Source organism: Mesorhizobium sp. LNHC221B00 (genome assembly GCF_000502935.1).
Taxonomy (GTDB): domain Bacteria; phylum Pseudomonadota; class Alphaproteobacteria; order Rhizobiales; family Rhizobiaceae; genus Mesorhizobium; species Mesorhizobium opportunistum.
In genome coordinates, this window is sequence record NZ_AYWR01000035.1 from 1 (window position 1) to 12,067 (window position 12,067).

Annotated in this window: 10 protein-coding genes and 1 pseudogene; 5 read left to right on the forward strand and 6 right to left on the reverse strand. The window is 63.8% G+C overall.

Features of this window, described 5'->3' with window-relative positions:
• On the forward strand, positions 1-563 hold a 563-nt coding region (locus X741_RS01000000167260; RefSeq protein WP_032928413.1), incomplete at its 5' end, for a hypothetical protein.
• Positions 564-735: 172 nt separating this feature from the next.
• Positions 736-1,349 (forward strand): annotated as a pseudogene (locus X741_RS02230) (3'-5' exonuclease).
• A 40-nt stretch (positions 1,350-1,389) separates the two neighbouring features.
• On the opposite strand, the gene X741_RS138610 reads toward X741_RS02230, so the two are convergent.
• From X741_RS138610 to X741_RS138595, 4 genes are read right to left on the reverse strand one after another with little or no spacing between them, the layout of a single operon-like run.
• Positions 1,390-2,097 (reverse strand): ABC-type transport auxiliary lipoprotein family protein, encoded by a 708-nt coding sequence (locus X741_RS138610; RefSeq protein ID WP_032928415.1) that lies wholly within the window; start codon positions 2,095-2,097, stop codon positions 1,390-1,392.
• Entirely contained in the window at positions 2,078-3,451 is a 1,374-nt protein-coding gene (locus X741_RS138605; protein ID WP_023763666.1) for an MlaD family protein, read from the reverse strand. The genes X741_RS138610 and X741_RS138605 overlap by 20 nt, the downstream gene beginning before the upstream one ends.
• Before the next feature lie 14 nt (positions 3,452-3,465).
• Entirely contained in the window at positions 3,466-4,275 is an 810-nt protein-coding gene (locus tag X741_RS138600) for an ABC transporter ATP-binding protein (protein WP_023780568.1), read from the reverse strand.
• A gap of 1 nt (position 4,276) precedes the next feature.
• The gene (locus X741_RS138595; RefSeq protein ID WP_023763664.1) at positions 4,277-5,464 is read right to left on the reverse strand and encodes an ABC transporter permease; all 1,188 of its coding nucleotides are present in this window, start codon (positions 5,462-5,464) and stop codon (positions 4,277-4,279) included.
• A gap of 77 nt (positions 5,465-5,541) precedes the next feature.
• Here X741_RS138595 and dgcA point away from each other — a divergent pair, with 77 nt between their 5' ends.
• On the forward strand, positions 5,542-6,525 hold the full coding sequence (dgcA, locus tag X741_RS138590; protein ID WP_023780569.1) for an N-acetyl-D-Glu racemase DgcA: 984 nt from the start codon (positions 5,542-5,544) through the stop codon (positions 6,523-6,525).
• On the opposite strand, the gene X741_RS138585 is transcribed toward dgcA, so the two are convergent.
• Positions 6,496-7,710: an MFS transporter gene (locus X741_RS138585; RefSeq protein WP_023780570.1), complete on the reverse strand. Its 1,215-nt coding sequence runs from the start codon at positions 7,708-7,710 to the stop codon at positions 6,496-6,498. The two genes, dgcA and X741_RS138585, sit on opposite strands and share 30 nt — an antisense overlap.
• Before the next feature lie 125 nt (positions 7,711-7,835).
• Complete coding sequence (locus tag X741_RS138580; protein WP_023780571.1) at positions 7,836-8,651, reverse strand: UDP-2,3-diacylglucosamine diphosphatase; 816 nt, start codon at positions 8,649-8,651, stop codon at positions 7,836-7,838.
• A gap of 118 nt (positions 8,652-8,769) precedes the next feature.
• Between X741_RS138580 and X741_RS138575 the strand changes: the two genes are divergently transcribed.
• Both X741_RS138575 and X741_RS138570 read left to right on the forward strand, forming a co-directional pair.
• A complete protein-coding gene (locus X741_RS138575) occupies positions 8,770-9,549 on the forward strand; it encodes an SDR family oxidoreductase (protein WP_023780572.1) in 780 nt (259 codons plus the stop codon).
• Positions 9,550-9,710: 161 nt separating this feature from the next.
• Positions 9,711-12,053 (forward strand): NADP-dependent malic enzyme, encoded by a 2,343-nt coding sequence (locus tag X741_RS138570; RefSeq protein ID WP_023780573.1) that lies wholly within the window; start codon positions 9,711-9,713, stop codon positions 12,051-12,053.
• Positions 12,054-12,067: the final 14 nt, after the last annotated feature.

Genomic DNA, 12,067 nt, shown 5'->3' on the forward strand with positions numbered 1-12,067 from the left:
CGCTGGGCGGCACCGCGTTGCGCGGCACGCTCGACCTCGATCGTCCGGCCGAGGCGGCACCGCGCCCTCGCGCCGACGCCAACACCCGCACGCCGCAGGGCGGCTGGGTACGCGATCTCTTGGCCGCAGCATCGAACGAAGGAGACCTCAGGCCCACGACGCCTTCCGCGCCCACGGAAGCACCACGCGCGGCGGCCCCTGCCCAGCGCTCGCCGCTGCACGTCGTGGAATCGCTGAACTCGCTCTCCGTCGACATCGCACGGGCCATCGATCATGATGCCTCGATCGAGTTGTGGAACCGCTATCGGCGCGGCGAGCGGGACGTGTTCACGCGCCGGCTCTACACGCTGAAGGGCCAGCAGACGTTCGACGAGATCCGCCGCAAGTACCAGGCCGAGGCCGAATTCCGCGCCGCCGTCGACCGCTACTGCGACGACTTCGAAAAACTGCTCAAGGATGTCTCGCGCAACGACCGCGACAACATCATGGCGCAGACCTACCTGACGTCGGACACCGGCAAGGTCTACACCATGCTGGCCCACGCCAGCGGCCGCCTGCACTAAGCCAGGAATTCAACAGGCGGGGCAATGTCCCGCCTGTTGCTCCTCCAAATCTCCGGCACGGGCTGACCCTGCCCGCAGCGACTAGGTTCAGGAACGATCCAGGGTTCGATTCCCCCGGCAAGGCGAAAATCCACCGACAGAACCTGCGGCCCTAGCGCTCAAGGGTGTGACCGTGAAGACGGCAATCATATTCGACTGTGAGTTTCTTTGCCTTGAGGGCTCGCAACTCCGATTCTGGTGCGCGGCCCACGATCCCGACCCGGTCATCGCGCAGATCGGCGCGGTCAAGCTTGGGCTCGAGGACGACTTTCCGCTGCTCGGCACGCACAAAGGCTATATCAGACCGGTCGACCGGTTTGGCCGGAGATACGCTCTCGACCCGTTCTTCACCAAACTGACCGGCATCACCGAGGAAGACGTTGAGACCGAAGGGCGCGCGCTGGGAGAAGCTCTCGCCGAAATCGATCGTTTTTCCAGTGGCGCGCGGCTCTGGTCCTGGGGCAAGGACGAACTGAACATGATCGCCATCAGCTGCTTTGTCGCGGGCATTCAGCCTTCGATCCCGGCCACCCGGTTTGACAATGCCGTCAAGCTGCTGATCGCGGCCGGGATGCCGATCGAGGATCTGGCGAGGACGCCGAGCAACAAGCTCGCGGACTATTACGGCGTCGAGCACCCGCCATTGCATGGGCATGACGCGCTCGACGATGCGGTGTCCTTGGCCTACACGCTGCAGCATCTGATGCTGACGCAAAGCTGCGGCCGGACGTCTTCGAGCGCCTGTAGCTTGAAAGCGTTGGCGAGATTCAGCTAACGAGACCGGCGCTCAGATCACCGAATCCGTCCAGCGAACGATCTGCCTGGCGGCATCGCCGAACGCATTGTCGAGCGCACCGACATAGGCGGAGTTGCCTTTGCCCGAAACGGGTGCGGATGCGTTGAAGCTCTTGGAAGCGCGAACCTCGCCATTGCGGTCGTTGAGCAAGCGCACGAACAGGTCGACCTCGGCGTGTTCGCCACCGTCGACGCGCACTTCGAAGGACCGGACCTCGACGATGACCTGGTAATCGATCGCCAGACCCTCGCCCGGCTTGCCGACTCCGGCAAAGCTGCCCGAGCGCTGGAACGTCTCGGCTAGCCGCGCTTGCACGATCAGCGGCAGGCGATCGGCCCATTGCGCGCCCTTGAGATACTGGATCGAGCCGTCGGAGGGCTTGATGACGATGTTCTGGCTGTCCAGCGCCTTGAGCGCCGAAGGCTGGGCGATCAGGATCTGCTTGCGGCTATGGCCATGCGCGTCGACCGAAGGCGCAGACAGTTCAAAGGTGTCGAGCGGCGCCGGCTTGCCGCCTAACGCCGCGCAGCCCGCCAGCGTCAGGACAAGCAGTGCCGCAGCCGACGTCAACCCGCCCGTTCTCACCCACACAGACTTCACGCGCGATCCCCGTTGTCCCCGGATCGTAAGATCAACCCGCTTTTGCAGCTCATGTTTTTGGGGCGAGCCGGTGCCGAAGTCAACGCCGAGCCCTGCCATCGAATTGCCGAACCTCGCCGTCGCCACCCGAAAGGATGCGCTGCGGATTGCGGCTGAGATCCGTCACCGCTTCCTCGATGCGGTTGATCGAACGGCGGCTGTCCTGCACCAGCGCCTCGACATTCGTCAGGCCCTGGCCCGAGAAGCGCGCCAGATTGTCTGTGATGACGCCAAGCCGCGCATTCAGCGTGTCGGCGACCTGCTTGAACGATTTCAGCGTCGCCCTGGCGTCGGCCATCACGCCATCCGCCTGGCCGGAGCCGAGCAATTTGTCGACCCTGGCGAGGATACCGTCGACACGCACCGAGGCATCGTTGAGCCGTTGTGCCAATTGCTTTGCATCCTTGATCGTCTGGTCGATGTCGTCGGCGCGGTTGGCGAACTTGTTGGTCACGACGGCGATGTCGGCGGCGGCCTTGTTGGCGTTTTCGCTGGCCTTCTGGATGTTGGCCAGCGCCGTGCGCACCTGCGCCGGGTCGATGCCGTCGAGCACGCCGTCGACCTTGGCCAGCGTGCCCTGCGTCTGCTTGGCGAAGTCGTTGACGGACCCGACCGCGGTGTCGACATTCTTGATGACGCCATCGAGCTGTTGCGAGGTTTGCTTTAGGTTCGCGGTCACCGTGTCGACATTGGCCACGATGCTCTTGATCTTGTCCTTGTCGACGGCATTGAGCAGGCCTTCCGCCGCCTTCAGCGTGCCGTCGAGCTTGCCGGACACGCCCTTCAGTTCGTCGGAGAGCGCGCTGACCGAGGACAGGAACTTGTCGATGCCGTCGGAATTCTTGGCCAGCGCGTCGGAGAATGTCTGCACATTCTTCACGGTCTGCGTCAGCGGTCCACGGACATCCTTGGTGAAGCCTTCGAGTTCGCTCAGCACCTTGTCGGCGCGGTTGAAGATGTTCTGCGCCGTCTGCAACAGATTGGTCACGGCGGATGGGTTGGCGACGATCTCGGCGACCTTGCCTTCCTTTTCCGCCTGGTCGAGCAGCTTCACTTCCTTGGGATCGGCGCCCTTGAGCTCGATGTTTGCCTGCCCGGTGAGGCCGGCAAGGCCGATATCGGCCTGCGTCGACTTGGTGATCGGCGTCATCCGGTCGATCTCGGTGTCGGCGATGGCGACGGTCGGATTGTCGACGTCGATATAGACACGCTTGACGTCGCCGACCTTGACGCCGTTGAACAGCACGAAGCTGCCGCGGCCGAGGCCGGAAGCCGAACCCGGGATACGCACGCGCAGCAGCGTCGTCTCGCCCCTGTCACCGATCGCGGCCGTCCAATAGACGAAGCCGAACGCCGCCAGGATCGCAACCAGCGTGAAAATCCCGACAATGACGTAGTTGGCTCTGGTTTCCATTGCTTCACTTATGGCTATGCGCGCGCCGCAAGATCAAGTTGCCGGGCGCGTTTTCCGCGGAAATAGGATTTCACCCACGGTTCTTCGCTTTTCAGCATGTCGTCGATGGTGCCTTCGACCAGCACCTTTTTCTTGCCGAGCACCGCCACGTGGTCGCAAGCGGTAAACAGCGTGTCGAGGTCGTGCGTGACCATATAGACGGTCAGGTCCATGGTGTCGCGCAGCTTGACGACGAGTTCGTCGAACTCGGCCGCGCTGATCGGATCGAGGCCCGACGTCGGCTCGTCGAGAAAGACGATATCCGGGTCGAGCGCCAGTGCGCGCGCCAGGGCGGCGCGCTTGATCATGCCGCCGGAGAGTTCGGAGGGGAATTTCTGCGCCGCATCCGGCGGCAGGCCGACCAGCTCGATCTTGAGCAATGCCAGTTCGTCCATCAGCTTTCTCGGCAGGTCGAGATATTCGCGCATTGGCACCTGCACGTTCTCCAGCACGGTCAGCGCCGAAAACAGCGCGCCATGCTGGAACAGCACGCCCAGGCGCATGTCGATGCGCAGCCGCTCGATATCGCTTGCCTTGTCGACGTCGACGCCGAACAGTTTGATCGTTCCCGACTGCTTGGGCATCAGCCCGAGAATGGTCCGCAACAAGACCGACTTGCCGGCGCCCGAAGCGCCGACGAAACCCAGGATCTCACCGCGTTTGATGTCGAGCGAGAGTTTGTCGAGGATCAGCTTGTCCTCGATGGCAACGGTGACGTCGCGCACCGAAAGCACGAGGTCGCCCTCGTCCTGCTCCTTCGTCGCGATCCCATTCCCCTCAGCCATGTCAGAACTCGATCGCTGCGTAGAACATGGCGAAAAGCCCGTCGAGGATGATGACGACGAAGATCGACTTCACCACCGAGGCGGTCACGTGCTGGCCGAGCGATTCGGCGCTGCCGCCGACCTTCATACCCTCCACGGACGCAATCGTGCCGATGATCATCGCCATGAACGGAGCCTTGATCAGGCCGGCGAAAATGGTGCTGAGATCGATGGCGACACGCAACCGGTCGAGGAAGGCGGCCGGCGGAATGTCGGAGTAGAGCCAGGCCGCGGCGATGCCGCCGCCGAGCGCCGCGAAATTGGCGATGATCGTCAGGCACGGCAAGGCGATCACCAGCGCAACCAGGCGTGGAAAGACCAGCACGCCGATCGGATTGAGGCCGATGACCTTCAGCGCGTCGACCTCCTCGCGCATCTTCATCGAACCGATCTCGGCGGTGATCGCACTGCCGGAACGGCCGGCGATCATGATTGCCGTCATCAGCACGCCGAGCTCGCGCAGGATCAGCACCCCGACGAGGTCGACGACGAAGATATCGGCGCCGAAATAGCTGAGCTGGTAGGCCCCTTGCTGGGCGACGATCGCGCCGACGATGGCCGACATCAGCACCACCACCGGTATGGCGCCGACGCCCATGCGATCGATCTGGTTGAAGATCGCCGCCGGATTGACGGCATGGCCGCGGCCGAGCTTCATCTGCGCGCCGCGGATGGTGGCGCCCAAAATATTCATCGAGGCAAGGAAATCGTCGCGCATCTCATAGACGCGCCGGCCAACCGCCTCCAGGGCGCGAAGAACGATGTTGGGCGGCCGCGCCGGCCCGGATTCGGGTTCGCGGCGGACGGCCTCACCCACCGCATCGAGCAGGATGGACGCGATCTCGCTCTGGCCCTGCAGCCGGACCTCGACGTTCTTCTTCTCGAAGACGCTGACCAGCCGGTCGATCAGCCAGGCGCCGGCGGTGTCGATCTTCTCGATCTTGGAAAGATCGAGGGCCAAAGTCTTGAAACCGCTTCGTTTCTCGATCTTGCGCATGTCCGCGTCGATCAGTGCCACGGTCCGTGTCGTCCAGACACCGGAGAAGGCGCAGCCGAGAACGCCGCCCTCCTCGCCGATAGCCACGCGCGGCTGGTGGTCAGCCTCCGAGGCGGTCGTGCCGCTTGCGTCGCGCTTGCCTATGGTCAACATGGCGTCCTGTTTAGCCTGATGGGTCCGACCTTGTCGATTTGCCGACAACCCTTCTCGCACAGCCGGAGCAGAAAAATATGGCGCGTGTCATTTCGGTCGAGGCCGAGCGTTTCCCGATCGCCGGCACCTTCACCATTTCGCGCGGCTCCAAGACCGAGGCCGAGGTCATCACCTGCACAATCAGCCAGGATGGGCATGTCGGGCGCGGCGAATGCGTTCCCTACAAGCGCTACGGCGAGACCATGGACGGCGTGCATGCGGCGATAGAGGCCATGCGCGGGCGGATCGCCGGCGGCATCGACCGGATCGCCCTGCTCGATGCGATGCCGGCGGGCGCGGCCCGCAATGCCGTCGACTGCGCCCTGTGGGACCTCGAAGCCAAGACCAGCGGCATTCCGGTGGCGGACGCAATCTGGCCCGCCCCGCTGCGACCGCTCGAAACCGCCTACACGCTGTCGCTCGGCGAACCCTCGGCGATGGCGGCACAGGCCAGCGCCAATGCCGGCCGGCCGCTGCTGAAGGTCAAGATCGGCGGCGACAACGACATCGCCCGGATCCAGGCGGTGAGACAGGCCGCGCCCGAGAGCCGAATCATCCTCGATGCCAATGAGGGCTGGACCGACGACAACATCGTCGCGAACCTCGCCTTTGCTGCGGAACAAGGCATCGCGCTGATCGAACAGCCGCTGCCGGCCGGCCATGACGGCATCCTGCGCCACATCGCGCATCCGGTGCCGATCTGCGCCGATGAAAGCGTACACGAGGCGAAAAACCTGGATTTGCTTGTCGGCCTCTATGACGCCGTCAACATCAAGCTCGACAAGTCCGGCGGGCTGACGGCGGCGCTCGTCCTGCGCGACCGCGCCCGGGAACTCGGTTTCGGCGTCATGGTCGGCTGCATGGTCGGCACCTCGCTGGCGATGGCGCCTGCGGTGGTGCTCGCCCAGGACGCCGATTTCGTCGACCTCGACGGTCCGCTGTTGCTTGCGCGCGACCGCGAGCCGGGCCTTGTCTACCGGGGTTCGCTCGTCTCACCCCCGGACCGGGTGCTTTGGGGCTGAGCGCGCCGCAAGCCCGATCAGCACAAGGCCGACGATCGCGATCGGGATCATCGCCAGGAACCCATCGACGCCGAGACGGTCGTAGAGTGGACCGGACGCAAGCGTGACGGCCGCCATGAAGAAGCCGTTGAAGAAATAGGCGATGCCTTGCGCGGCACCGGTGCGCTCTTCGGAGACGGTCTCGCCGATCATTTTCTGCAATCCGATCAGCACCATTGCGACAGACACCGAATGCAGCGACTGCACGGCGAAGAAGCCGGCGACGCCAAGGCCTAGCGGCCATACCAGTGGAAAGACGATCCAGCGCACGATCGAACCTATGCCGGCGATCACCATCACCTTGACCACGGATACGGAGGCGAAAATGCGATTGAAAAACAAAAACATGCAGACTTCGGACACCACGCCCCAGGCCCACAGCAGGCCAACGACGGAATCGCTGATGCCGATCGATTTCCAATAGATGGAAACGAAACCGTAGAGGAAGGCGTGGCTGGCGGTGATGATGCCAACGCCAAAGGTGAAATAGAGGAAATAGGCGTTGAAGAGGCTCGGCGCCGCGTGCTGGATTTCAGTGGCCGACAACGGCGAAGCCTTGCGCGGCCGCCCCATGCGCGGCGCGAACAAGGCTGCGGCAAGCGCTGCTGCGAGCGCCGCGAAAATGATCACCGGCACGGCTTTGGCTCCGGCCGCCGCCAGGATGAAGCCGCCCACGACATTGGCGCAGAGATAGGAGATCGAGCCCCATTTGCGCATGGCGGTGTAGTTCGAGCCGAAGCGGCGCACCCCGGACAATGCAAGCGAATCGGCCAATGGCGAATGCGGTGTCCAGACGATCGTCAGAATCAGTGATACGGCCAGCACGATCGCGTAGGTCGCCGGCAGGAAATAGCCGGCCGAAATGACCATCGTTGCCGCGACAAGCACGATATAGACGTCGGCGCGGTCCTTCGCCCGGTCGGCAAGTGCCGTCAGCATGGGCGTCGTCAGAACGCGCAGGAACATCGGCGCGGCAAGGATGACGGCGATCTGTTCCGCGCCGAAACCTTTCGCCTGCAGCCAGAGCGGAAAATAGGGCAGATGCGTGCCTTGCGACACGAACAATGTCGCGAAGATCAGGCTCATGCGCAGCTCGAAATGGCGCGGCTTGACGAGTTGTTCTGGCGAAAGCGGCGGCAGGGACATGAATCGATCCAATTAAGCCGCGCTCGGCCGGCTGGCGATGTAGATCGATCCCTTAACATGGCGGAAAACCAGGCGAAACCGGCTGGACTAACCGATTAACGCTGAAAGCCGCCGTGAATTCCGTGTCAGGCCGCCTGCCCGACCCGGTCTTCGATCAACATCGGGATGAAAGGCTCGTCCGGCGCTTCAGGCAGGATATGCGCCCAGGTCAGGATTTCCATGCGGCCGTCGAAATGTTCGACCACCGCCGTGCAGCTCTCCACCCAGTCGCCTGTGTTGATGTACTGCACATCGCCATAATTCTCGATCGCGGCGTGGTGAATGTGGCCGCAGATGACGCCGTCGACATGCGAGCGCCGCGCTTCCTCGCTGAGCACGGTCTGGAACGAACCGATGAAGTTCACCGCTTTCTTGACCTTGACCTTGGCCCAGGACGAGAACGACCAGTAAGGCAGGCCGAGCAGCTGGCGCAGACGCGTGATGACACGGTTGACCTGCATGGCCGCGTCATAGGCATGGTCGCCGAGATAGGCGAGCCAGCGCTGGTTGTGCACGACGGTGTCGAACTGGTCGCCATGGATGACCAGCAGGCGCCTGCCGTCGGCGGTCTCATGGATGGCGCGGTCGGCGACGACGATCCCGCCGAAATGCACGCCCTGGAACTGGCGGGCGAACTCATCGTGGTTGCCGGCGATATAGGTGATCGAGGCACCCTTGCGCGCCTTGCGCAGCAATTTCTGCACGACGTCATTGTGGCTTTGCGGCCAGTGCCAGCTCCGCCGCAGCCGCCAGCCGTCGACGATGTCACCGACCAGATAGATGATGTCGGCGTCGTGATAGCGAAGGAAATCGATCAGGAATTCGGCCTTGGCCGCCTTCGAGCCGAGATGGACATCGGAAATGAACATGCTGCGGAAGGTGCGGGGCTCTTGGCCGGACATCGCGTTTCACCGTTGCTTTCGTGCAGCCTATGCCCCGATTCATGCAACAACCGTATGACGGTTGCGATTGGGCCAGCCTAAGAGCTAGCCTGCCGGCCAAATCACAGGAGAAATCGTCATGGATCTCGGTATTCGCGGCAAGAAAGCCATCGTCTGCGCTTCAAGCAAGGGACTTGGAAAAGGCTGCGCCATGGCGCTGGCCGAGGCCGGCTGCGACGTCGTCGTCAACGGGCGCAACGCCGAACTGGTGGCGAAAACCGCCGCCGAGCTGCGCGAGCGCTACGGCGTGACGGTCACGGAAGTCGTCGGTGATGTCTCGAAACCCGAAGTGCAGAAGGCTCTGCTTGCCGCCTGCCCCGAACCCGACATTCTCGTCAACAACAATGGCGGCCCGCCATTGCGCGATTTCCGCGAACTCGATCGCGGCAAAATCCTCGAAGGCGTCACCCAGAACATGGTCACACCGATCGAGCTGGTGCAGGCCGTCATCGACGGCATGGCCAAACGTGGCTTCGGCCGCATCGTCAACATCACCTCGCTGTCGGTCTACGTGCCGATCCCCGGCCTCGACCTATCGTCGGGGGCGCGCGCCGGCCTGACTTCGTTCCTCGCCGGCGTGGCGCGCACGGTGATCGACCGCAACGTCACCATCAACAGCCTGCTGCCGGGCAAGCTCGATACCGACCGGCTGCGCGGCCCGCATGAGGCAGGCTCCGTCGAGGAGCCCGCCGCGGCGGCGGCGCGCAAGACCCGCATCAGCGCCGACGTGCCGGCCAAGCGGCTCGGCACGCCCGAGGAATTCGGCCAGATCTGCGCCTTCCTGTGCTCGGTCCATGCCGGCTACCTGACCGGGCAGAACATTCCGGTGGATGGCGGCCTCTACGTCAGCGCGTTCTGAGCCTCGGTAATCGCAACGCGAAAGAAACCCTGTCGAAGCGGCTGAAATAAATCAGCTATTCCTGTCTCGCCAATGTGATCCGCGATTGCGTCATTTGGCGTCTCGAAAAACCGCGGCCGCATGCTAAGAAGGGTCGCAGGCAGAGCGCAGGGAGGGCCGGAATGACTGGCGAGAGCAAGAAAACGGCACGTTCGGACCTCGACGAAGCCGCCCTCTACTTCCACAAGTATCCGACGCCTGGAAAACTTGAAATCCAGGCGACCAAGCCGCTCGGCAACCAGCGCGACCTGGCGCTCGCCTATTCGCCTGGCGTGGCGGCCCCTTGCCTGGAGATCCGCGACGATCCGGCGACCGCCGCCGACTATACGGCGCGCGCCAACCTGGTCGGCGTCGTCTCCAACGGCTCGGCCGTGCTCGGCCTCGGCAATATCGGCCCGCTGGCGTCCAAGCCGGTGATGGAGGGCAAGGCGGTCCTGTTCAAGAAATTCGCCGGCATTGACGTCTTCGACATCGAGATCGACGCGCCCGAAATCGAGCGCATGGTCGAAACGGTCGCCGCCCTGGAGCCGACCTTCGGCGGCATCAACCTCGAGGACATCAAGGCGCCGGAGTGTTTCGAGGTCGAGGAACGGCTCAAGGCGCGCATGAAGATACCGGTGTTCCACGACGATCAGCATGGCACCGCCATCATCGTCGCCGCGGCCGTGCTCAACGGGCTGGAATTCGCCGGCAAGACCATTTCGGACATCAAGGTCGTCACCTCCGGCGCCGGTGCCGCGGCCCTCGCCTGCCTCAACCTCCTGGTCTCGCTCGGCGTGCGCGTCGAAAATATTTGGGTCACCGACCGTTTCGGCGTCGCCTACAAGGGCCGCACCGACGAGATGGACCGCTGGAAAGACCCCTATGTGAAGGATACCGAGGCGCGCACGCTGGCCGACGTCATTGCGGGTGCAGACGTCTTCCTCGGCCTTTCGGCCGCCGGCGTGCTGAAACCGGAACTGCTCCAGCACATGGCGCCGAAGCCGCTGATCCTGGCTCTGGCCAACCCCAATCCGGAGATCATGCCGGAGGTTGCGCGCGCGGCGCGCCCCGACGCGATGATCTGCACGGGCCGGTCCGATTTTCCCAACCAGGTCAACAACGTACTCTGCTTCCCCTACATCTTCCGTGGTGCGCTGGACTGCGGCGCCAGCGCCATCAACGAGGAGATGAAGATGGCGGCGGTCCGCGCCATCGCGGCCCTTGCCCGCGAAGAGCCTTCGGACGTCGCCGCGCGCGCCTATTCGGGCGAGACGCCGATCTTCGGACCCGATTTCCTGATCCCCTCGCCCTTCGATCCCAGGCTCATCCTGCGCATCGCGCCGGCGGTCGCCAAGGCGGCCTGCGACACCGGCGTCGCGACACGGCCGATCACCGATTTCGCCGCCTATATCGACAAGCTCAACCGCTTCGTCTTCCGCTCCGGCCTGGTGATGAAGCCGGTGTTCTCGTCCGCCAAGGCCTCGAGCGCCAAGCGCGTCATCTACGCCGACGGCGAGGATGAGCGTGTGCTGCGCGCCGCCCAGGTGGTGCTCGAGGAAGGCATAGCCGAACCGATCCTGATCGGCCGTCCGCATGTCATCGAAGTCAGGCTGAAGCGCTACGGCCTGCGCATCAAGCCGGGTGTCGATTTCGGCCTGATCAACCCGGAAGACGATCCGCGTTATCGCCACTATGTCGACCTCCTGATCGAACTCGCCGGCCGGCGCGGCGTGACGACGGAGGCCGCGCGCACCATGGTGCGCACCGACAATACGGTGATCGCCGCACTGGCGCTGAAGCGTGGCGATGCCGACGCCATGGTCTGCGGCCTCGAAGGGCGCTTCGAGCGGCATCTGCGCAACGTGACGCTGATCATCGGGCCGCGCGCCGGCATCAAGGATTATGATTTGTCGACGCTGTCGATGCTGATCTCGCAGCGCGGCATCATCTTCCTCACCGACACCCACGTCTCCGTCGACCCGACCGCCGAGGAGATCGCCGAGATGACCGTGCTGGCGGCCGAGGAAATCCAGCGCTTCGGCATCGAGCCGAAGGCGGCACTGCTGTCGCATTCGGATTTCGGCTCGCGCGATTCGCCGAGCGCGCTCAAGATGCGGCAGGCGGCGGCGATCCTGGCGCGCATCGCGCCGGAATTGCAGTGCGACGGCGAAATGCATGCCGATTCCGCTTTGTCGGAGCATCTGCGCCAGCGCGTCTATCCGCATTCGCGGCTGAAGGGCGAAGCCAATCTCCTGGTGTTCCCGAACCTCGATTCGGCCAACATCACGCTGACGGCGCTGCGTGCCATGATGGATGCGCTGCATGTCGGGCCGATCCTGCTCGGCACCGACAAGCCGGCGCATATTCTGACGCCTTCGGTCACGTCGCGCGGCGTGGTCAACATGACCGCGCTGGCCGTCGTCGAAGCCGCGCACAAGGCACAGGCGATCGTCGATCTGGGCTCAACGCAGCTTTCGCAGTAAATTGCGGTTAACCG

Excerpts from the sequence above, each read along its gene's own strand:
- X741_RS138610 (WP_032928415.1), bottom strand. The coding sequence starts at position 2,097 with ATGGCAGGGCTCGGCGTTGACTTCGGCACCGGCTCGCCCCAAAAACAT.
- X741_RS138605 (WP_023763666.1), bottom strand. The coding sequence starts at position 3,451 with ATGGAAACCAGAGCCAACTACGTCATTGTCGGGATTTTCACGCTGGTT.
- X741_RS138600 (WP_023780568.1), bottom strand. The coding sequence starts at position 4,275 with ATGGCTGAGGGGAATGGGATCGCGACGAAGGAGCAGGACGAGGGCGAC.
- X741_RS138595 (WP_023763664.1), bottom strand. The coding sequence starts at position 5,464 with ATGTTGACCATAGGCAAGCGCGACGCAAGCGGCACGACCGCCTCGGAG.
- dgcA (WP_023780569.1), top strand. The coding sequence starts at position 5,542 with ATGGCGCGTGTCATTTCGGTCGAGGCCGAGCGTTTCCCGATCGCCGGC.
- X741_RS138585 (WP_023780570.1), bottom strand. The coding sequence starts at position 7,710 with ATGTCCCTGCCGCCGCTTTCGCCAGAACAACTCGTCAAGCCGCGCCAT.
- X741_RS138580 (WP_023780571.1), bottom strand. The coding sequence starts at position 8,651 with ATGTCCGGCCAAGAGCCCCGCACCTTCCGCAGCATGTTCATTTCCGAT.
- X741_RS138575 (WP_023780572.1), top strand. The coding sequence starts at position 8,770 with ATGGATCTCGGTATTCGCGGCAAGAAAGCCATCGTCTGCGCTTCAAGC.
- X741_RS138570 (WP_023780573.1), top strand. The coding sequence starts at position 9,711 with ATGACTGGCGAGAGCAAGAAAACGGCACGTTCGGACCTCGACGAAGCC.